This window comes from Bradyrhizobium sp. Ken01 (genome assembly GCF_055807355.1).
Genome location: NZ_JBVVPC010000071.1, coordinates 1 through 20,449, shown reverse-complemented (window position 1 = coordinate 20,449; position 20,449 = coordinate 1). Strand labels below are relative to the sequence as shown.

The 20,449-nt window shown below is 59.2% G+C and carries 23 protein-coding genes and 1 pseudogene; 17 read left to right on the top strand and 7 right to left on the bottom strand.

What is annotated here, in order from left to right; genetic code table 11:
• The first annotated feature begins 433 nt into the window (after positions 1 to 433).
• The 4 genes from AC0L3S_RS36580 (at position 434) to AC0L3S_RS36565 (ending at position 3,121) form a co-directional block, all read left to right on the top strand.
• Positions 434 to 811 (top strand): hypothetical protein, encoded by a 378-nt coding sequence (locus AC0L3S_RS36580; RefSeq protein ID WP_473284696.1) that lies wholly within the window; start codon positions 434 to 436, stop codon positions 809 to 811.
• 554 nt (positions 812 to 1,365) lie between these two features.
• Positions 1,366 to 2,031, top strand: a complete 666-nt coding sequence (locus AC0L3S_RS36575; protein WP_106947008.1) for an SOS response-associated peptidase — start codon at positions 1,366 to 1,368, stop codon at positions 2,029 to 2,031.
• A gap of 237 nt (positions 2,032 to 2,268) precedes the next feature.
• Positions 2,269 to 2,535, top strand: a complete 267-nt coding sequence (locus tag AC0L3S_RS36570; protein WP_473284693.1) for a hypothetical protein — start codon at positions 2,269 to 2,271, stop codon at positions 2,533 to 2,535.
• Positions 2,536 to 2,788: 253 nt separating this feature from the next.
• The gene (locus AC0L3S_RS36565; protein WP_106947006.1) at positions 2,789 to 3,121 is read left to right on the top strand and encodes a hypothetical protein; all 333 of its coding nucleotides are present in this window, start codon (positions 2,789 to 2,791) and stop codon (positions 3,119 to 3,121) included.
• A gap of 255 nt (positions 3,122 to 3,376) precedes the next feature.
• Here AC0L3S_RS36565 and AC0L3S_RS36560 read toward each other — a convergent pair whose 3' ends face one another.
• Positions 3,377 to 3,736: a helix-turn-helix transcriptional regulator gene (locus AC0L3S_RS36560; RefSeq protein ID WP_146159890.1), complete on the bottom strand. Its 360-nt coding sequence runs from the start codon at positions 3,734 to 3,736 to the stop codon at positions 3,377 to 3,379.
• Positions 3,737 to 4,131: 395 nt separating this feature from the next.
• On the opposite strand from AC0L3S_RS36560, the gene AC0L3S_RS36555 reads away from it, so the two are divergent.
• From AC0L3S_RS36555 to AC0L3S_RS36520, 8 genes are all read left to right on the top strand, one after another.
• On the top strand, positions 4,132 to 4,404 hold the full coding sequence (locus AC0L3S_RS36555) for a hypothetical protein (RefSeq protein ID WP_473284690.1): 273 nt from the start codon (positions 4,132 to 4,134) through the stop codon (positions 4,402 to 4,404).
• A gap of 14 nt (positions 4,405 to 4,418) precedes the next feature.
• Positions 4,419 to 5,153 carry a PD-(D/E)XK nuclease family protein gene (locus AC0L3S_RS36550; protein WP_473284688.1) on the top strand — a complete coding sequence of 245 codons (735 nt, stop codon included), beginning with the start codon at positions 4,419 to 4,421 and terminating at the stop codon, positions 5,151 to 5,153.
• A 68-nt stretch (positions 5,154 to 5,221) separates the two neighbouring features.
• Positions 5,222 to 5,914: a hypothetical protein gene (locus AC0L3S_RS36545; protein WP_473284687.1), complete on the top strand. Its 693-nt coding sequence runs from the start codon at positions 5,222 to 5,224 to the stop codon at positions 5,912 to 5,914.
• A 94-nt stretch (positions 5,915 to 6,008) separates the two neighbouring features.
• Positions 6,009 to 6,434: a hypothetical protein gene (locus AC0L3S_RS36540; RefSeq protein WP_473284685.1), complete on the top strand. Its 426-nt coding sequence runs from the start codon at positions 6,009 to 6,011 to the stop codon at positions 6,432 to 6,434.
• A complete protein-coding gene (locus AC0L3S_RS36535; RefSeq protein ID WP_473284683.1) occupies positions 6,431 to 8,503 on the top strand; it encodes a bifunctional DNA primase/polymerase in 2,073 nt (690 codons plus the stop codon). Before AC0L3S_RS36540 ends, AC0L3S_RS36535 begins: the two co-directional genes overlap by 4 nt.
• 242 nt (positions 8,504 to 8,745) lie before the next feature.
• The gene (locus AC0L3S_RS36530) at positions 8,746 to 8,952 is read left to right on the top strand and encodes a hypothetical protein (RefSeq protein ID WP_473284681.1); all 207 of its coding nucleotides are present in this window, start codon (positions 8,746 to 8,748) and stop codon (positions 8,950 to 8,952) included.
• Positions 8,930 to 9,544 carry a hypothetical protein gene (locus AC0L3S_RS36525; RefSeq protein WP_473284679.1) on the top strand — a complete coding sequence of 205 codons (615 nt, stop codon included), beginning with the start codon at positions 8,930 to 8,932 and terminating at the stop codon, positions 9,542 to 9,544. The genes AC0L3S_RS36530 and AC0L3S_RS36525 overlap by 23 nt, the downstream gene beginning before the upstream one ends.
• A gap of 305 nt (positions 9,545 to 9,849) precedes the next feature.
• A complete protein-coding gene (locus AC0L3S_RS36520; RefSeq protein ID WP_473284677.1) occupies positions 9,850 to 10,248 on the top strand; it encodes a hypothetical protein in 399 nt (132 codons plus the stop codon).
• A 512-nt stretch (positions 10,249 to 10,760) separates the two neighbouring features.
• Here the strand turns inward: AC0L3S_RS36520 and AC0L3S_RS36515 are convergent.
• Positions 10,761 to 11,309: a recombinase family protein gene (locus AC0L3S_RS36515; RefSeq protein WP_473284675.1), complete on the bottom strand. Its 549-nt coding sequence runs from the start codon at positions 11,307 to 11,309 to the stop codon at positions 10,761 to 10,763.
• Between the two features lie 647 nt (positions 11,310 to 11,956).
• Between AC0L3S_RS36515 and AC0L3S_RS36510 the strand changes: the two genes are divergently transcribed.
• On the top strand, positions 11,957 to 12,379 hold the full coding sequence (locus AC0L3S_RS36510) for a hypothetical protein (RefSeq protein ID WP_473284673.1): 423 nt from the start codon (positions 11,957 to 11,959) through the stop codon (positions 12,377 to 12,379).
• A 263-nt stretch (positions 12,380 to 12,642) separates the two neighbouring features.
• Positions 12,643 to 12,957, top strand: a complete 315-nt coding sequence (locus tag AC0L3S_RS36505) for an RlpA-like double-psi beta-barrel domain-containing protein (protein ID WP_473284698.1) — start codon at positions 12,643 to 12,645, stop codon at positions 12,955 to 12,957.
• Between the two features lie 223 nt (positions 12,958 to 13,180).
• Here AC0L3S_RS36505 and AC0L3S_RS36500 read toward each other — a convergent pair whose 3' ends face one another.
• The 3 genes and pseudogenes from AC0L3S_RS36500 to AC0L3S_RS36490 all read right to left on the bottom strand — a co-directional run.
• Positions 13,181 to 13,327 carry a hypothetical protein gene (locus AC0L3S_RS36500; protein WP_473284671.1) on the bottom strand — a complete coding sequence of 49 codons (147 nt, stop codon included), beginning with the start codon at positions 13,325 to 13,327 and terminating at the stop codon, positions 13,181 to 13,183.
• A gap of 170 nt (positions 13,328 to 13,497) precedes the next feature.
• Positions 13,498 to 15,468 (bottom strand): methyl-accepting chemotaxis protein, encoded by a 1,971-nt coding sequence (locus tag AC0L3S_RS36495; RefSeq protein WP_473284669.1) that lies wholly within the window; start codon positions 15,466 to 15,468, stop codon positions 13,498 to 13,500.
• 208 nt (positions 15,469 to 15,676) lie between these two features.
• Positions 15,677 to 15,946, bottom strand: a pseudogene (locus AC0L3S_RS36490) (site-specific integrase); the annotation flags it as partial.
• A gap of 47 nt (positions 15,947 to 15,993) precedes the next feature.
• Between AC0L3S_RS36490 and AC0L3S_RS36485 the strand changes: the two are divergent.
• Both AC0L3S_RS36485 and AC0L3S_RS36480 read left to right on the top strand, forming a co-directional pair.
• Positions 15,994 to 16,533, top strand: coding sequence for a DUF1488 family protein (locus AC0L3S_RS36485; protein WP_473284667.1), 540 nt, complete (start codon positions 15,994 to 15,996; stop codon positions 16,531 to 16,533).
• A 216-nt stretch (positions 16,534 to 16,749) separates the two neighbouring features.
• Positions 16,750 to 17,502 (top strand): outer membrane protein, encoded by a 753-nt coding sequence (locus AC0L3S_RS36480; RefSeq protein WP_473284664.1) that lies wholly within the window; start codon positions 16,750 to 16,752, stop codon positions 17,500 to 17,502.
• A 325-nt stretch (positions 17,503 to 17,827) separates the two neighbouring features.
• Here the strand turns inward: AC0L3S_RS36480 and AC0L3S_RS36475 are convergent, their stop codons facing one another.
• Both AC0L3S_RS36475 and AC0L3S_RS36470 read right to left on the bottom strand, forming a co-directional pair.
• Positions 17,828 to 18,016, bottom strand: coding sequence for a hypothetical protein (locus AC0L3S_RS36475; protein ID WP_473284662.1), 189 nt, complete (start codon positions 18,014 to 18,016; stop codon positions 17,828 to 17,830).
• Positions 18,017 to 18,324: 308 nt separating this feature from the next.
• Complete coding sequence (locus AC0L3S_RS36470) at positions 18,325 to 19,077, bottom strand: hypothetical protein (protein WP_473284660.1); 753 nt, start codon at positions 19,075 to 19,077, stop codon at positions 18,325 to 18,327.
• Between the two features lie 247 nt (positions 19,078 to 19,324).
• On the opposite strand from AC0L3S_RS36470, the gene AC0L3S_RS36465 reads away from it, so the two are divergent.
• The gene (locus tag AC0L3S_RS36465) at positions 19,325 to 19,804 is read left to right on the top strand and encodes a PH domain-containing protein (protein ID WP_063995469.1); all 480 of its coding nucleotides are present in this window, start codon (positions 19,325 to 19,327) and stop codon (positions 19,802 to 19,804) included.
• The last annotated feature ends 645 nt before the right edge of the window (positions 19,805 to 20,449 follow it).

Here is a 20,449-nt window from a genome sequence, read left to right as displayed (position 1 = left end):
CCGTGCTCCTGCAGGATCAGGCGTTTAGTGTACAGGATCAGGTTGAAGCCGACGAAGAAGAAGATTGTCGGCGGAAGCGCATGCTTCACCTGTGTGAGCCACCAGGCAATGGCCCGCCGCAAGAGCGCTGCCGGCGCGGAGCTAACAATGGCGGGTTGTCTCATATGATACCTCCCAGTGATTGCGCCGAGCCATATTGCGCGAGTTGCGCACCGACATTGCCGAGGCCTCACCAAGCTGGCAGACGAACAGGATGAGCCGCCGCTTGACTAACGAACGGGAGCCCGTGCGCCCCTGTTGTAAATTTAGCACGAATGGCTGGAATCAGCGATGTCGTACCATTTTGCACTTGCGTGAGGTGGACCCGAATTCATCCCGGTAATAGCTTTACTGACATAGTTGCTTGCGTTCCTGTTGCGGCAGCGGGGTTCGCGTGAGTATTCAGATCACAGTTTTGAAAGTTTTGGCGGGCCACCCTCAGGGCCATGCATCGCTTGCAGACCTGAAGCAGTATCTCGCGGTCCTGACTTGTAGCGGGCCCGACTGGTCTCAAAGAATGAAGCGGCTCGCTGCACGTGCGCCGGGATTGGACATTTTCACCAGCGGCTACGTGCTACGAGAGCCCAGCGGATGGCAGATCACGGCGAAAGGCCGTGAATTTCTCATCTCAATTGAAGCGCCATTGGCCGAACCGGCGCTCACGCCAGTCGCGCTGCCGGAGCCGGTTCTTTGCGAAACGACTGACCTTCCGGCCAATGTCGTTCGACTGGTAGATCATAAAGCTCAACGACGGAGGCCCGCTGCGGCCTGAAGCTTAGCGCAATCAAGTCGCCGCGCTCGGCACCGTCCCAATCAGGTGCGGTGACCGACAAGGCCGGTCCAGGAAGTCGAACGCTACAATCGGCTGCCGCCAGTGCTCCGAACTTCGCGGCTATCCCTACAAGCGCTCATCTGGTCGCACGCTGACCTTACAAGATTTCAGCCAGCGACCCGCCCTCGACGTGGTGGCCGGGCGAGCGGTAGCCCGCCATTTGCGTTCGTTTGCTTGCGTGACAGCAGCCCTTGCGGCTGAGGCAATGCCAGTAGGATCGGCGGTGTATACGACCTTGCGGCTCGGCACCGGAGAATTATGCCGTGCGAATACTGATAGTCTTTTCTGTCCTCATGACCGTTTTCGTCACATCGGCGAGCGCAACCACCTGCACGCAGGCGACTGCGAATTGTAAGAAAACCGGGGCCGGCAAGCCTAACATCGATGGTAAGTGCCAAGCTGCGGGTGCTTCTTGTATGCGGGACGGGTATTTCATGGGGCCGGTGTCACGCACGCCTTGGAAAAATCTGCGCAAGGAGTAACGCGGCCCGCCAATGTGCAACCTTTACTCGATCACCACCAACCAAGCCGCCATCGCGGCGCTCTTCCGCGTCGTCAACCGCTATGTCGGCAACCTCGCACCGATGCCGGGCGTGTTTCCGGATTATCCGGCTCCGGTGATCCGCAACACCGAGACCGGGCGCGAGCTGGCCATGATGCGCTGGGGTATGCCGCCGCCGCTTCGCACAGGCGGGCCGCCGGTCACCAACATCCGCAACACGACGTCGCCGCATTGGCGCCGCTGGCTCAAGCCGGAGAACCGCTGTTTGGTGCCGTTCAACAGCTTCGCAGAATACGCGCCGGAGCCGAACCCAGACACCAAGAAAAAGGACGTCGTCTGGTTCGCACTCAACGATGAGCGGCCGCTGACCGCCTTCGCTGGCATCTGGACCATGTTCAACGGTGATCGCGGCACTAAGTCCAAGCCGGTGCAGGGGCCGCATCAGGTCTACGGCTTCCTGACGACATCGCCCAACGCGGTGGTCGAGCCGATCCATCCAAAGGCGATGCCGGTGATCCTGACCACCGACGAAGAGCGCGACGTGTGGATGCGTGCGCCGTGGGACGAAGCAAAGGTGTTGCAGCGACCACTGCCGGATGACGCGCTCAAGATCGTCATGCGCGGGACCGATAAAGAGGATCGGACAGCGGCAGCATGATCATGTCTACGTGGTTTTGGCGGCGCTTCAAAATGAGGACGACGGTTGAACAACTATTCAGTAAGCAACGACAGGCTTCAGCCAGTGACCTACGAGATTGGGGATGGTTAACAGACCCAATTCCCGCAAGCTATGGATCAACCCAATTAGGCTCCGGACATCGGGAGTGATGGTCACCTGTGGGTGATAATTCCAATTGATGAACCGAATGCGGAAACAGCGGCGAGAGGCGCAGGCATGCGCACATCCGTTGCCGAGATTATTCCGCAGCGCGATCCAGACGGCCGGAAGCTCCATGCAAATCTTTACAAATTCGCTCGCGGGTTCTGGAAGCCGCCGGCTTGGGTTGGGTCGACCCAGCTTTCAAATTCGAGACAGATGATCACCTTGGGCTTCATCGCGACGAAAAGCGTGCGTCAGTTTGCGCTTGACCTCCGCCAGATGTTCGATCTTGGAGTACCTACGTTTGAAACGGCACCGGAAGCATTCGAGGCGGTGCCTTAAGACGATCGAAAAGCGAAGTAGAGTCGAACCCAGAGATAAAGCGCCTGCTGGCAGCGAGCCGGGCCAACACGCGTAACGATTGCCGGCTTCTCACGACGGAGCGTCATGCGCAGTTCCGTTCACGTAGATGAACGTGGAGGGTTGATCCAAGTCAAGGGCGCGTAGCTCCCGCGCCCGAGGATTCGGACAGGACCGCGGTTCAGCGGGATACTGAGATTCCGCGGCTTCCAGTCTGAATGAAGGAGTACGCCCAATGTTGCGTCGAATTCTCATCGCATCGGCTGCTGCAGCCATGCTGCTAGTCACCTTCACTCCCGACGACGCCGATGCTCGCGCTCGCGGCGGTGGCGCCTATCGGGGTGGCGGCGGCTATCGCGGCGGTGCGGTCGCAGTTCGAGGGCCGCGGGGCGGGGGAGCCGTGGCAGTGCGCGGCGGGCGCTACGCCTATCGTGGTGGGGCCTATCGCGGCTACGGCTACCGCGGCTATGGTGTCGGAGCGGCAGCGGTAGGCGCGGCTGCCGTTGGCGCTGCTGCGTATCGCCGCAGTTGCTACGATGTGTACGGCAACTATATCTGCGCCTATTGATCCGAGCGACGCCCGATTGCGCGGCTTGGCCCCCTGGGGGTCCTTCGGAGGGCGTAGTTTCTGCGGGGACCGCGCCACCGTGACTTGTCGAGAAGAATGCTGCTAGAAATCCGAGGTGCAGTCACGTCGAGACCGCGCGTTTTTTGCCGATGATGTGCGGTCAGCAAACCCCGTCGGATCGAAGGGCGATGTCTTCAGAGGCTTCGAGGCTGTTTGGATCTTGTCGGCATTCCTTTCTAGCCTGCGCGTCGGACGCTAGACATTTCGAGGGCGACGCCCTTTGCCGCGCCCGCGATTGGGATTGCGGGCATCGACCGTTTCCCACCACGAGTAGACATCGTGATCCCGCCAGGTCTTCCGGTTCTCACTGATGTATGTGGGCTGCGGAAATTTTCCGGCCTTCACCAGCCGGTAAAGAGTTGTGCGGCTAAGTCGAATGATTTCCAAAACTTCTTTCTCGTTGATAATACGTCCACGACGCTGCGCGGAGTTCTCGGGCATTGCGGCGCCTTTCTGTCCCGTTCTCGAAACAACACGGTCGCGCTCGATGTTGCGACAACTCCGCTGTTGTAGCAGACGTTTGGTGACTGCTTCCAGATTGAAGTAAAGCTTCAAGATCCCGCCACTTGAAGCAAAAGCTTAATCCAACGATGTCCCGATCTCGCTATCGTCTCATCCTGGCAATCGGAAGCGGGAAAGATCGGAGGCATTGCACGATACTATGAAGCGGCTCGAGATCCCTCTCTCGAAAATCGATTCTATCCCGACGTGCGCGTTACGCGGTCGCTGAAGCTGGCCCGCAGATCACTGGCGAATTGACGGACCTGATCAAGTTTTGTTGAAGGGGCTGCTCAAGCTAACTTTTAGTTCAAGGGAGGTAGCGAGGACAACACTGGCTTTTTCGCTCTATCCATCGGATTTGCGCACCTAAGGTGAATGTTCACTCGCTTTGCGCAGAGCGCCAAGTTTGCGCATGCTCCAGCTATATAACGGCACTACGGAGCAAAGTGATGATCAAGTGCGGGAAAGTCGGCCGCAACCCTCGCGTCGATCTTAAGTCACTGCCGATCGAACCGAAGGCTTACTCGATCAAGCAGTTTTGCGAGGCACACAGCATCAGCCTTGATACTTATTTCCGCATGCAGCGGGCGGCCTCCGGGCCGGTGAGGATGAAGGTCGGTGCGCGCACCCTGATCAGCGTTGAGGCCGCGGCAGCTTGGCGTCGCGAGCGCGAAATGGCGGGGCGCAGGGCTCAGCACACCGCATCGCGCCCTTCTGCATAAAGAGTGGGGCGCACATGAGCGCAAACGATTACGACCATCACTCGCCGCACTCTCTCAACCTTTTTTGCGCTAGCACGCCGATGTGGGTGTTGGAGAAATTGCTTGGTTTGCGACAGCCGATTGGTGCGCCGGCGCACCGCGGTGTTGCGGTCGAAAATGGCGTCATGCATGGCCTCATGAAACTTGATGCACCGGTGTCCGAGTGCGTCAAGGTCGCGATGGTCGCATACGACACGCTCATGGCGCTGTCGCCCGATACCCGCCGCGAGAAGTATCGCGACACTATCGAAGACATGGTGAGGTTGGCGCTGGACGAACTGCGCCGCTATGGCGTGCCATCGCGCACGCAAGGCCTTGTTCAATGGCAGCCGAAAGGTCTGCGTCTGCCCATCATTGGCTATTTTGACTTCGAGTGGGCGCAGCATGGTGTGATCATCGATCTGAAAACGACGGAAAAGATGCCTTCGCAGATCAAGGTGTCGCACGCTAGGCAGGCGTCTTTTTATGCCGCGTCCGACAACATGGCCGCGCGGATCACCTACGTCACGCCGAAGAAGTGCGAGACGTACGAACTCGAAAACATCCGAGAGCATCGTGAGGCGTTGCGCCAAATTGCGGTGAGGATCGAGAATTTGCTCGCGCTCTCGGATGACCCTGAATTCTTCAAGAGCATCACTGCCCCCGATTTGGAAAGCTTCTATTGGGGCGGGCCGGCGAGGCAACTCGCCTACGAGCACTGGCATATCTGAATTCCCGCAGCGATCGGGATTGGCGGGCTTCGAGCCTGATCGAAGCAGCAAGACAGGAGTAGAGTCACATGAGCAATGTGTTCGGCTTTTCTACAGCGCCATCTACTGGCGGCGACTTTTTGCCGATCGTGAAGTATGACGCCCGCGCTGGCCGCTTCTATCGACTGGACCGCGTCGATACCGGCAACGGCTTTGAAAGCAAGCCGGTCGATATCACTGCCAACTTCAAGGCGATTATCGACCTCGAGAACGTCGAAACGGGGTGGTTCGATTTCCTTCCCGGCTCCCCGCCGGACTTTAAGCTGGTGCCGATCGGAAAGGAACTTCCCGACAAGCCGAGTGCGAAGCACAAGAACGGCATTCGCTTGATGTTGAAGCTTTCGAAGGACTGCGCCGGCGGGTCTCCCCTTGTCCGGGAGCTTGCTGGCACCAGCAAGGCATTCCTGTCCGGCATCGAGGCGCTCTATCTGGATTACTTGCAGAAGAAGGCTGCCAATCCCGGCAAGCTTCCGGTCGTCGAGCTTGAGAAGGTCACGCCCATCAAGACGGGCAGCGGCGCGAAGAGCAGCACCAACTTTCAGCCGACGTTGCGCATCGTTAGCTGGGCCTCTCGTGGCGATTTGACGTTCGTGCCCAAGGGTACGTCACCCAATTCACCCGCACCGCAGCCGCCGCCTCAGGGTCCCACTCCGCCGTCCACCGGCTCGACCCGCGCCGAGCCTCCGCCGCAGGAGGAAGGGATGGACGCGGATTTCGGTTGACTGAAACCGTGGGGGTCAGGTTGGCGGCAACCGACCTGACCCCGCACCACGTCACGCTTGAGCCTTCGAGGACCTGCTGCATTCGAGGTGCGTCTTGGACATACCCGAAAATGCCCGACTTGAAAAACTTTTGGGCATGCTGGGCTCGTCATTTGACGGCGAGCGCGCGAACGCAGCGCGCGTGATTTCGGCGATGGCAGAGAAGCACGGTCTGACCATCGTCGAGTTGATCTACGGCGCCGGTGGACAGGAGCAGCGCCTACACCCTCGGCAGAGCCCTGGACCTGAGCCGCCGAACGATGATCTGCGCGCCAGGCCGGTACCAGATACCATGCTCAAGCGACTGGCTAAAATTTCCGATAACCCGGACCGGTACGAAGTCATTTTGACCGAATGGGAATTCCAGTTCGCCGTCGATGTCTCCGCGCGCTACTCGCGGGACTACGAACTGAGCACCAAGCAGCACGTGATCGTAGAAAAAATCCTTCGCAAGGCGCAACGCTCGACGGCACGGAAATGACGAGCACGGCATCGATCGAAGATTTCGATCCTGACTTCGCCGGTCCGGCGGAATGGGCCGCCATGTATCGCGCACGCGGTCTGCAGGTGATCCCGTGCTATTCACCGTCGGAGGTGGCGAGAGGCACCTCATGGAAGCGTCCCAAGCTGTCGGAGTGGACGGAATTCCAAGAAACTCTCGTCCCGGATGTAGTCTTTGCGCGCTGGTATGGAGTCGCTGGCGAACACTCGGCTCGCGACAACATGGGGATCCTGACCGGCCAAGCCAGCGGCAATGCCTTCGTGATCGATTTGGACGATCAGAAGGGTCCCGCTGCTGGTGAGTGGTGGCGCGGTATTCTCGCCGTGCACAACAGCGGCATCGAGCCCGAAACCTGGCGTCAGCAGACCGGGGGCGGCGGTCGCCAAATCCTGTTTCGGGCCCCGCCCGAGTGGCGCGTCCCGACCAACAGGACGCCCATAGGCGTGGATATCCGTGGGCAAGGCGGGTTTGCAGTGCTGCCGTCGTCCGTGCACGAGAGCGGGCGGCGATACGCGTGGGCGCCGGGGTGCGCGCCCTACGAGATCGAGATCGCCATCGCACCGGAATGGCTACTGGCTGCTTTGGAGTCGCTGGTCGCGCAGCATGGCGGCGACCAGGGGCATGGTCGCGGTGAGCATACTGGGTCTCCCGGCGGCGACTATGATGCCTTCGGCAATCGCATCGACGGTCGCGAAGAGGAGATGCGCGACGTGGTCTGGCGCGCCGTGTTGGAATGGTATCGGGAATCTCCGATCAAGCCTGCGGAGACCGAATGGGAGACGCGTGCCGAAGCCGCCTATCAGATCTACGAGCGTAAGGTCAAAAGCCGGCTTGAGGGAGTCGACAAGACGGCACTGCTGGAGCGCGAGGGCCGGGGACGGGCCGCATTCTGGGAGAAGTGGCGCCGGGAAATGGCGAAATGGGGCAGCACCAAGATGGTGGAGGAGGCGGCCAAGCCGAACCCAAACTCCGATCAGTCGCCGTTGGAAGAACCCAGGATCGATCCCAAGACTGGCCAACCGCTGCCGCTGCTGCTGAATGCGGAGCAGTTCGTGGCGGGTTTCTCACCACCTGCCTACTTGGTCGATGGCGTCGTGCAGCGCGGCTATCTTTACGCGCTCACTGCGCGAACAGGGCACGGCAAGACGGCCGTCGCCTTGTACATCGCGCAATCGATCGCCCGTGACCTTCCCATGCATGGCAGAGCGGTCAAGGCGGGAACGGTGCTCTTACTGGCCGGCGAAAATCCTGACGACATCAGAGCGCGGTTCCTGGTCCTGGCCGATGCCTATGGTTTCAAGGCCGAAGACCTCAAGATGCGGTTTGTGGCTGGAGTGATCGACATTGCCGCCAAAATGCCGGAGATCAGAGCTGAAGCGGAAACGATCAGCGATCTGGTTCTGGTCATTGTGGACACAGCAGCGGCCTACTTTCCGGGCGATGAAAGCAACAGCAATTCTCAGCAGGGCGCGTATGCCCGGCTACTGCGGCAACTAACCTTCCTGCCCGGCAAGCCCGCAGTGCTGGTCAACTGTCATCCGGTCAAGAACGCCTCCCGCGACAACCTGCTGCCGATGGGCGGCAGCGCCTTCCTGAATGAAGTCGACGGCAATCTGACGCTTTGGACGACGGCCGAGCGACAGACGACCCTGCACTGGCAGGGGAAGTTCCGCGGGCCTGAATTCGAGCCCATGACGTTCGAGCTCGAGGTGGCCGACAGCACAAGAGTGATCGACGCAGAGGGGCGGTTAATGCCTTCCGTCGTTGCGAAGCCAGTCTCGGAATTCAAGTTGCAAATAGATGAGGGCAAGCAGGAGAGCCAAGAAAACATGCTCATGCGCGCCATTGCCGCCAACCGGAACAGCTCGATTGCAAACCTTGCCACAATGTGTGGGTTCGTTGGCGCGACCGGCCAGCCGCAAAAATCCAAGGTGCACGCCATGTGCGGTCGTCTGATTGAGGAGAAGCTGCTGGAGCGCCGTGGCAGCAAGTACCGGATCACACCGAAGGGCAAACGGGAGATTGGCTGGAAGGACGACGGTGATTGACAGCTTCGTACATGCATGGGCCTGAACGTTCCTCTGAACGAGGAACGGTCGAAAAACGGGCCGTTCGTTCGGGGTGAACGATAGTCTGAACGATGCGATCGAACTGGAGACAACCCATTGAAATGCAATCGTTCACGCCTGAATGGCTCGCCGACGAATGCTCCACACCGGTGGAGGAGCGTTCGTTCGGAGCGTTAGCGTAGCGTTAGCGTCGCTGAATTTTGACTGTTTGGAGGGGCCGGATGACAGACGAGGTTGAGACCTTGAAGGCCAAGCGGAAGGCCATGATGAGGGAGATTATGGGAACGTTCAAAAGGTCGAGCGACCCGCACCCCAAACAGCGGCGGGCAAGCCTGACGCGGCGGGTTGATCTGCTCGACAGGAAGATCCGCCGGGTTCACCAGCAGAAAAGGAAAGAAAATTGTCATGGGCAAGATCAAGGAGATTGACACCCGCCCTCTGGGCGACCCGACCTCGTGGTCGCGTACACATGGCTCCTACCTCGCCGGCCGCGCCTATATCGATGAGGCGGACCTGACGGCGGCGCAGATGGAAACGCGGTGGGGAGCCGGACGATTGCGCCTGCTGGCCTCGCCGGAAATGCGAAAGAAATTCGACAGGCAACGGTACTTCTTCAACGCCGCCATCTGGCACGGCAACCTCGATGCCGTTCGTCGCGAAGCCAAGCGCATGATCACCGCGTGGCTAGCGCTCGACAAGGCCGCCACGGCGGCAGGCAAGACGGCCATTTCTCCGCTGGTTTGGGAGGTGGCGCTCGCAGATGGCACTGTCGCTGCCATCGTTCCTAGCAGGGACGATGCTCGCGCTGTCATCGCCGAGGGACGCGCTATGGCCGTCTACACGCTCGACGAAATCGCGCGTCTCCTGTCCGCGTATCCCGACATCGCCAAGGCAAAACTTACCTTCCCCGGTGCCGAGGTCACCAAAGTCAGCAAAAGCATTTACGATCCGCTCGATGCCATCCGCGACGGTGCAAGCCTCAACGATCCGCTGGAAGACGTTGGCATTGCACGGGCCTAGGGACAGCTAGGACCCGCACGGCGGCTGCGACCGTACAAAACAATGCCTCGCGTCTCAAAGATTGGCCATCTGCGATGCGGCGGCATCATGCTATAATTGGACCGATAACCGCCGTGAGAAGATATGTCATGGACGTACGCCGAGGCGGGCGAGACCCAAAGAGCGGCCGCGTTCGCGGATTTCAATCTGAGACGCAGCGCCAGAACTTCATGATCGGCCGCGCGCGGTGCTGTAATGGGCCGAACCGCGAGATGCCACGTTGCGCCGCGCTAACTCGGCTGGGTCAGCCGTGTAGAGCAGCACGAATGCAGAACCAACAAACCTGCTTTCGCCACAACGCTGCGGCCAAGCGGTCACGACTTGTAGCCGCACGCCTTTCTGGAGACCTGGACCGCATCCAACGCGCAGAGATGCGGGCAGAACGGAACCGGCTCTGCGTTGTCTGGCGCTGCGATCCGCGCGAGCCGGGCAAGACGATCATGCTGGTCCCCTCTGACGAAGCATTTTGCCAAGCATGGGCAGCACGGCAGGGCTTTCAGCTCGATCTCCTCGACCGTGACTTACCAGCCTTCTCTGATGCGCTCCGGTGGATTTGGGCACGAATGTCGCGCGCCCTGTTCAGTGAGGGCGATTTGAGTGTGAAACTTGCGCGATTGCGCAATCGGATATTGGAGGCAAACCGTGCCGTCGATCATCAGGGATGAACGTGGGCGTTTTGTGCCGGTAGTTCGGCCAAAGCTTTGGCAACCCGCTGTGGTGAAGCGGAGCCGAGACAGAACCGACCGGATTGGACGCGCCCGAAGGCAAATGAAGGCTACGATAGCAACGACCCAGTGGATTAGTGAGCTGGATCGCCAGGGAATTTACGAGCTGGAGGCATGCGGCATTGAGTGGCTGGCCGTTGAGGCGTGGCTCGGCGCCCTAAACCCGCAAGAAGCCAGTGCGGCGCGAAGGTTCGTGAAAAGCGTCTTGGAGGTGTTAGCAGACCGTACGGCTCCGTCCCGAGACCGGGGCGAGATCTACAATGAACTCTATCGGCGGCTAATCGCCGCTGGCATCATGGACTAATCGCCTCGGGGTTTGATCACGGCCCGGAATGGCTCGCCACGACTCCACGGGGGGCGCTGATGCGCTCTTGATGGCTTCGAGTCCCCAACACCAGTGAAGAAATGGGCTGCTCCTCGACCGTGTCAGCGGCCCGGAGAGGCTGTTACGCTTATTGGAGCGCCCGCCAGATTGTGCTTTCGCCGCACTCATACTCGCGGGCCAACTCCGCCATCGTTTCGCCGGCAGCGTACCGCTCAGCCAGTCTTCGGCGCTGACCGTGATCAAGAGCAGGGGGCCGACCGAACTTCGTGCCTTTACGCCGTGCCCGCTGAATACCTTCTTCACACCGCTTGCGGATCAGGCTGCGCTCGAATTCGGCAATGCCGCCCATGATCGTCATGACCAGCCGACCCACATCGGTCGTGGTGTCGCACCAGCTCTCGCAGAGCGAAACAAAGCCGCACCCTATCTCCTGGAGCTCATGCAGAATGTTTTGCAAATCGCGGCTTGACCGTGCCAAGCGATCCAGTTTCGAGACGACCAGCACGTCGCCTTGTGTGATGATCTTCATCAGCCTGGCGAACTCTGGCCGCCCGTTAATCGACCTGCCAGAAACTTTCTCACTGAAAATGCGTTCGCATCCGACGGCCTTCAGGGCCTCGATCTGCGCACCGTGATCCTGCGTACCCGAACTCACTCGCGCATATCCAATTTTCATTTCTGTCCCCATTTTGAAAGAGACACTTTTGGAATCTAAAAAGCGTGATAAAGCAAGGGTAATTTCGATCTTCCAGAAAGTAGAGTTTTTGAAAGTTGGTGACGATCGTAGACCGTGTCACGCAGCAGCTGCTGATCACTTCGTGTCGTCATCACGTAGGCGCCTCATGCTTGTTTCGCCTTGTAACTCCTGACTCGACATAAGACCACAGAACCGCCGACCCGCCCCCTGGCGCCCCCCAAATGCACAGGAGACGGCGGTCGCATACCTTCCCGCCAAAAATTTCGTACTTTGAATTTATTAGCGATCGTGACGCCCACCCAACGCAGGCTCGCGATCAGTCTCCGGGATCGCCTGGACCGTTTTGATCAGGGCCGTCCGCGTCGACTCAGGGCGAGTCGCCTGTGCGTTAATTTACTCCCCGCGCCCCCCAGATAGCGGCCCGCAGCGCACCATAGGGCTCCTGAAGCGATCAGCGCGCCGCTTGGTTGAAGTCAATATCCCATGGCCATCGGGACAATGACCGTTGGGGCAATAGCCCCGAGAACGGCCCTTGACGTAAGGTTGACGTGTGGGAACTTTCAAGCACGTTCGGCGGTTGCTGGCGGCTCGATCGATGTTGCGGGCGGGGACAAATGGAGTGAGGAATGCCCCTCGCGCGATATCTTCTATACGTTGGCGGAGCATTGCTCGCGCTGCTCTTCATTTCGGATCCCTACCTTCCGAAAATGCCGAACACTGATTGGGGAAATTCTCATTCCGTCAACATTCACATTCGTTCCGACCAGAAATGGCCGGAGCGCATTGTTTACGATACGAGCCTCCCGACCGTCGTTCCCACACAGATCGCAAACATCGAGGCCAATGTTGCGGCCCCCGAAATAATCGCGTCGACCATAGGGCGGGAGGCATTTGCGCAACTGCAACCGTCCAGCCGGCTATCCGACGCTAAAATGATAGAACCGAAAGTGCAACGTCACCACAAAATTGCAAAGAGACGCGTCGCACCGCCTGCACGCCTGGCAGAGCGGCAAATGCCATTCGGCTGGTTTGGCAATCGCATTTGGTGAAAGCCGAGACCACCTCGTGGTGGCGCCATGGCGCAGCGGTTGGGTATTCACAACGGCCGAGGATCCAGCATGGAAATCGTTGTCGCCACTAGCATCGTCCTGCTCTCGCTTTGCTCCGTTGCTGAGGCCCATCGTCTCTCGGGGACCGCCACCTACTACGGCGGGAGTGACCGCCTGTGCGGTCGCCGAACAGCCTCCGGGGGCGTACTCAACTGCGCTGCAATGACGGCCGCCCACCGGACGCTGCATTCGGCACCGTCCTGATGGTTCAGAGCGGCGGCCGCTCGATCCAAGTCACGGTAACCGATCGGGGTCCATTCACCGGCGCGTTCCTTGATCTATCGCCTGCGGCTGCGAGTGCGCTCGGCTGTCGCTGCACCCATCGCAGCGTGACCGCGACGATTGTCCAAATGGGATCCGGTGGGACGTTGGTCGCGAGCCGTAGTCGCCAACGTCCCGTCGCTGCGGCGGCAATGCCGGGGTTCTTCCAACCGATGCAGGACGGCATGGGTCCGTTGGGCACGTTCGGATCGTCGATGGCGATGGCTCCTGCGCCGCGCCATCACCGACGCCGCTAGGCCGATCCGTTCAAGGCGCATGACCTTCTATCGTGGGCCAATAAGAACCCCGCCGACAATCCGCATCGCGTCTATCGCTGCTTTTGACCTGTAGCTGACGTGCAGACCGTGGATGGCGCAATTCCGGTTGCCAATGCAGACCGGACACCGCGCGCGCTGCCGAACCGACCGGTCTAACCCAGGCCTCGTTCGTCCCCCTGCGCATCAGGAGTAGCCCGATCCGCTAACGCTTGCGCACCAGCAAAGTCCAAACAGGCGACGCACCGTCCCAGCCGCGAAGGCGCCCCGACAGCCGCACCTTCAGCCCGGCTTCCGTGATCCGCTCGACAACAAGATGCAGCGCGATCACGTCGCCCTCTGCCAGTTCCACACAGCCCCGCTTTCGCGACCACACCGCGCCCGGGAAGCGAAACAAGTTCGCCTTCAGCCACCTGCCGCTGCGCTCCGACAGCGGTTGTAAGTCGACCTGAGCGCCGGCCCTAGGCCGCAGCCTGACATCTGCTCGTCGCAGCCAATTCGGAATCCATCCCATGCGAATGACTAGGCCGCGCGGACTGTCACAAGGAACCGGTCTACTTGCTGCTTCAGTCGATTGCTTTCCAGCGATAGGGACTGAGCGGCGGAAAGCACCTGCGTCGAAGCTGAGCCCGTTTCGCTTGCCCCCCGCTGAACGTCGCTGATGTTCGAAGAGACCAACTCGGTGCCCTGCGCCGCCTGCTGAATATTGCGCGAGATCTCCTGAGTGGCCGCGCCCTGCTCCTCGACGGCGGCGGCGATGGTAGAAGAGACTTCCGAGAGCTGCTCGATAGTTCCCGAAATCGCATTGATCGCATGGACCGACTCCTCGGTCGCGGTCTGAATCCCGGATATCTGCTGACCGATTTCACCTGTGGCCTTGGCGGTTTGCTCAGCCAGTGCCTTGACCTCGGAGGCGACTACCGCAAACCCACGGCCTGCCTCGCCCGCGCGCGCAGCTTCAATGGTGGCATTAAGAGCCAGCAAGTTGGTCTGGCCGGCAATCGTATTGATGAGTTCGACGACGTCACCGATCCTGGCCGCGGCCTTGGACAACGCGCCGACCTTTTCTGTGGTCGTTCTTGCCTGATCGACAGCCTGGGAAGCCATCCGGGCCGAAGCCTGGACTTGCCGGCTGATCTCGGTCACGGACGACGACAGTTCCTCGGTTGCGGAAGCGACTGATTGTACATTGGTGGATGCTTCCTCCGAGGCCGAAGCAACGGTGGTTGCGAGTTGCTGGGCGTGTTCGGCCGTTCTCGTGAGCGTCCCTGCGGATGCTTCGAGTTCGGTCGAAGCCGACGAAACGGTGTCCACAATCTCGCCAACGGCGGCTTCGAACTCGCCGGCCAGGCGATGCATGTCGGTCTTCCGCTGTTCGGCCTGACGTTTTTCGACCTCGACCTGTTCGGCACGGAGGCGCTCGGCCTCGATCATGTTCGTCTTAAAAACGTCGACCGCGCCGGCCATCTCGCCGATTTCGTCATGTCGTCCGCTGCCGGGGACTGCCATGGTCATGTCGCCTCTGGCTAGACGGACCATGGCTTGCACCATGGAGGCAATGGCCTTCGTAACAGAACGAGCGATGGTCAGCGAGATTGCTGAAACAACGACAATTGCGAGCACCAATGCAATCAGCATCCAGCGTTTCACGGCGGCCAGCGTGTCCGACTCTCGCGCCTGGGCGTCATCGTGGCGCTGCCGAACATCCTGTTCGATGGACTCGAAGATGGGCTCGATGTTGGCATATGCCTTCGACAATGCCGAAGCGTCGGCCTTGGCCCGTTGAGCGGCCTCTGCCCACGATGCAAAGTCGTTTCTGTAGCTCTGCAGCTTGGCTGCGATCTCGGTCTTCACAGCGGTAACAAGATCAGAAGCTGCGACCGTCTTGGCAAAGTCGTCCGCGCTCTTCTGGAACGACTCTACGTAGCTCGGGTCTCGGCGAAGCATGAAATCTTTCTCATGCCGTCGCATCGTCAGCATGCCGCTCGTGAGCGTCTGGCTTCCCGTATCCTTCAGTCGGGCTTCGATGTCATGCACCGACCCGCGCAACGATCCGCTTAATCCAAGCTTCTCGTTCAAACCGAGCCTGATCTCTGTTTGCTCCAAGGCGGCAAATTGCTTCTGATATTCATTGAAACCCTTGGCAAGGCTGTCGACCTTCTCCGAAAGCCCACTAAACCCGCTCGTTCGGATCATCGTGCCAAGCCGGTCCATCTCCGCCGTGATCGTCGCACTGACTGCCGCATGGCGTTTCATGGAAGCTTCATCCCGTCGCAGCAGAAAATCCTTCTCGGCCCGGCGAGCGTCCAGCATGTCACGCGCGAGCTTCTCGTTGAGGTTCGATAGAAGCCGAGCCTCTTCTGCCACTTTGCGCGATCCCTCTTGCGATGCCGCGCCCGTCAAATAGATGCCGCCGAATACCGCGAGCCCGAGCAAACCGATGAGCCCAATCATAAGGATTTTATGACTCAAACGGAGCGTGAAAAAACCCATGATTGAACCTCTAAAAAAGGTCGCTTTAAAACAGCAAAAGTGTTTGCTTTGCTTAACTTACGGGTAATGAAAGAACGAACCGTAAAAGGGGCTGTCGCTTTTAGGCAATTAAGAAAGTCCGAGCAGGCGGCGGGGCGCGCCTGACTTCGGTTGCTGGGCCGCAGCCGACTGTGAGGCAGGGCAGAGCACGTCTGCTCTGCCCCCGAAGTCAGGCGTCAACCTGTTCTGCTATCGCGAGAGCGTCGTCGACCTCGATGCCTAGGTATCGAACGGTGCTCTCGATCTTGGTATGCCCCAGCAGGAGCTGTACGGGCTCGCAGGTTGCCGGTCGGCGATAGATCAAGGTTGCCTTGGTCCGGCAAAGCGAATGCGTCCCGAACAGGTGCGGATCCAGTCCGATATCAACGATCCAGTGAGATAGGAGTCGGCTGTACAAGCGCGCCGTCATATGCCCACTCCGCCGCCGGCCAGTGAACCAAGTATTCTCCGACTTCTTGCCAGTTGGAGGAGGAGCAATGTTTCCGCGTGAAGGACGCCAACGGAAGGCGTACTGCGCTGCAATACCAAGACCGGGTCGATTTCGGTGACGTCATCCGCGATCCCAGCAGGTCTCGAATTTGCAAACCGCTGAGGACATGCTTTGCTCCGTTGCTTCAAGAAGGTCAGTTGCCGCGCCTTATAGATGCTCACCTGGCAGCCCACCGCGCGGTCCGCTTCACGGGTCGTTGGGAAAAGGGGACGGGGTTCATGCCGCTGAGGAGAGGAATGGTCACTGGGTATGATGCCGACCTGATGGCGTTCAAGTTTACGATGAGGAATGGACAGCAAATTGTGCAATGCCAAATTAGCACTGCCGCGCTTAGCGACTTGGCTGATCGCCGGAGAGGCTCGAAAGGGGACTTGCTTGCTGAATTCAAGGCCCATCGCGTGCTAATCGAAGCCATAGCGTCGGCACTGTTCGATCAATCATCCGACGAGAAAACAAGGGTGATCAGTATTTTTTCGAAACACATTCCGATCAGCCGTTTCGGCAGAGGTCATTCGATAGTGCCGGGACGGAGATGAAGGGCCGGATAGCGCCGCGATTTCCGCCGGATGAATTTGCCTTTCTAAAAAGCTAAAAAAATCATCAACTTAGGCGTCTGTTCATTTTGGCCTTGAGTGTTGTCAATCGGATACAGGCCTTTGGGAGATTTGCGCCTATCGTCCCTCGTAGATCGACCGGCAGTCTTGCCAAACTGACCGCTTCGCCCGAAGCGCATAACAAGTGGGGATTCAGTGATGAAGAAGTTTTTACTAGGGACGGTAGGAGTGCTTGCGCTCGGAATGGCTGTGCCGGCCTCGGCTGCCGACATGCCAATGAAGGCTGCGCCGGCTCCCTACGTTGCCCCCATCTACAACTGGACCGGCTTCTATATCGGCGGCAATGGAGGCTGGGCGCAGAACCACAATTGCGTGGATTTTCTTAACGCGGCTGGCGTAGCCTTCGCTTCCGGCTGCCGCGATCGGTCCGGTGGCGTCATTGGTGGCCAGCTCGGTTACCGCTGGCAATCCAGCCAGTGGGTATTTGGTCTGGAAGCGCAGGGTGACTGGGCGGATCTCAGCAACCAGCGCGTCAGCCTTCTCAATCCTGCGCTCTCAACTCGTACCAAGACCAGTGCCATCGGCCTCTTCACCGGTCAGATCGGCTATGCTTGGAATGCGTCACTGTTTTACGTGAAGGGCGGCGCGGCGGTGACGGATAACCGCTTCAGCGTCCTCGAAAACGCTTTCGGCACTGAACTCGTGGCGCAAAGCGCGACCCGCTGGGGTGGCACCGTGGGTGTTGGTTGGGAGTATGGCTTCGCGCCGAATTGGTCAGCCGGTATTGAGTACGACCATCTGTTCATGGGGCACCGCAATAATTCGTTCACGGCCCCTCCCGCTCTTGCTGGATTTGTGAACGACCGGATCACGCAGGACGTGGACATGCTCACGGTGCGCGTGAACTACCGCTTCGGCAATTACGGCAGCCCGGTCGTCGCGAAGTACTGATCTCGCGTTGTTTTGACTTCTCCAGCAAACGAAGGTCGGCAGAAATGCCGGCCTTTTTGTTGGAGGGTACAATCTAAAAGTCCTCAGACCCGCCACCCGCAATCGAGCCCTCGGTTAGCTCTGTCCCCTGCACCGGCTAATGACCCGCCGCGAACCGCGGCGGAGGATCGAAGAGATGGCTCAAATCCAAAAAAGACCGCGAGCGGAGCGGTGCGCCGAGAGCGCGAGGAAAAGTGCGCTAGACCGGCTCACGCTTATCAGACGCACGAAAGGCAGCGCCGACGTGATGATTGCCTCGACTATACGCGTCACGGCTCCCTGCGCATCAGGCTGTATGTCGACGAGACCTTCCCTTGAAAAACGGATCAAGTTTCACGGGTTCCCCGGTATCTTTCCAGTACAGTTGTTTACCGGCGCTCGCCGCCACCGCGAGGCGGTGGTGACCGCCGATCAGCGTATGCTCATCCGATGCTATCGCACCGATCTCGCCAGCTTCGTCCACGATGTTTCGCATGCGCCTTTCTTTGGCGGCCGTCGCGCGGGCATCGTTGATTTGGATCCTGTGAGGCAATAACTGGTACCAGTACCTGACCGAAATCAATCCCGGCCAACCGCCCCGGAGAGGTCCCGCCCGTCGTCCGAAACGCACGAACCGCACACGCTGGCGTTGCAGCGAAAATCCGATAGTTTAATTCGTTCCGGCGCTTTAGATGTTCGATCTGCGACAATCAAACAACCGTTTACCCGGTGCCTGCAACAGTTCAGTCCAAGCGAACTCTTGGTGGGCTGCCATCGCTCTGAACAGGATCGTAGCGCAAAACGCTAGCGGGGTTGCGCTATGTCGGCATCCAATTCGAGGGGATCCCGCGCAGCCTCAAAGCGGGGAATAAGATCGGCAGGCAACGCTACCAGTTTTGCTGCACGGTTGATCGACGATCCGAAAACTGTGGCGGCAGCGATGTGCTTTGCGAGCCTCGTGTAGTCGGACCATATCAAGTAGAACATGAGTGGTGGCTGCTCTCCATTCGCCAACAGTTGACTGGAGCGTTCGCCAGCACCCTCAGTTAACCACCACCTGTGAGCAAGCGTGACGAGACTTCTGAAGTGACGAATAGTGCCCAACTGCTTACTTGGCTGAACGCCGGCCAATTTGGCGCAATGTGTTAGCCAATTGAGACCAGCCAAGATAGCAATCGAAAAATCAGTCGCCGCCGTTCCCGTGAAATCGACCACGGTCTCGTCGTGAGGACGCTGGAGGAGGTAAGCGTCTATCATTTCGATTTGCCGGTCTGCATCGTTTAGTAAGTCAAAGTCGGCCCTTGGCACCATCATTACATAGCGCATCGCTTCCAGCCGGGTGTGATCCCAAACCGAGCGAACATCACCGTTCAAATCCGATAATGCCCGCTTGCACGCTGGATAGATCAGTTCGCCCTGATCGACCTCATCGAGATATCGAGGAACGTGGCGGCGCAATTCATCGAGGATAACGTGCGGTCCGAAGAAGCGGTGACCGCCCGCTTTGTACTCGGAATGTTCCCTGAGCCGCTTTCTGGGTTGCCACCAATCAAACAAGTGCCTTGCCTCCCAGCCAGGCGAAGGAATCGGGAGAAAACCCTGATAACCGCTACCGCCATCGGCAATCCAAACGAATAGCAATCAACCCTCAGCTCGCTCCGGCCCTTTTAGAGGGGGATCGTTGCGGCTCTCGTATGAACCGCAGCTTCCGGGCGCGGTCGATCGAAGGCTTGAGATAAATCAAGGTCCCGATTGGCTCAAAGGGCGCAAGATGATGCGGTGGTGGGTTAACTCAGGGTCCGTTATGGCGCGGTATATCGACAAGATTATACAGCCCGGCGAACGGTTGCTGTATTCGACCAACGAACACTGGATGTACTTTCTGCCCGCAATCGCTGCGTGGATCGTGGTGGTCGCATTTTTGGTGCTGTGGCGCTTCTTTACTTCCGACGTGCTGGCTTCGGTTTGCTTGGCCTTCGCGGCGGTAGCTGGGCTTGCGGCTTTGTACTGGACGGCGACGGCATGGTTTCACCGCTGGACCACCGAGACCGACGTGACCAACATGCGGGTTGTCCACAAGACAGGTTTCATCAAGCGGGACACCTTTGAGATGAGCCTCGACAAAGTTGAGAGTGTCGATGTCAAACAGAGCATTCTTGGCCGCTTCATGGACTACGGCGACCTCACCATTCAGGGTGTCGGCGAAGGCACGCGAACCATTACCACCATCACGGCGCCGCTCGCGTTTCGCAACGCCATCACGACAAGGCCGGTTGGTACGTGAACCAAGGCATGGTGTGACAGCCGCCAGGCCTCACGAAAAAGCGTTGCCGGGCAGCCGTCAATGCCGCCGACCTGAACGCACCAAGCCGCTGAATTGGCGAAGATCAAGGTCAGGGTGACTTCGGCAGCTACCAGCAATCATAAGCGGGTGTTACCTCTGACCATTCCGATCCCAACATTCCGCCCCCGGGGAAGCCCCGCTGGGCATTTCGCCTCGATGTCTGCGGGGAAATGACCCAATAACCGGCACTAGTACCTGCTCGAATCAAATCTCGGCCTACACCCCCCGGAGTGCACCCGATCATCCGCCATCGTGCGAACATCCAGAGGCTTTTTGCAGGAGTGGAGCCGCGTCTGGGTCAAAACCGCCCGGATGAAGAAGCGAAAGCGCAGGTTTAGCACAGGCGTCATGAAGGACCTCTTCTGGCCCTAAGCCGAAATGCGGGTGGAGACGTGTCACGTCGGTTGTCAGAGGCAAACCAGACGCCGAGCCCGCTTTAAGTTCACCGCCGCCTCTGGCCCATTGCAGTCGTTCTCGGAGGGATCAGGCGATGCCACATGGTGCGCCGATGCGCTTCGCTCAAGGGACAGCGCAAAGGCCCGGTTTGATGGGGTTCTCTCCGGGCCTCTGGCTCCGCTTCGTCGC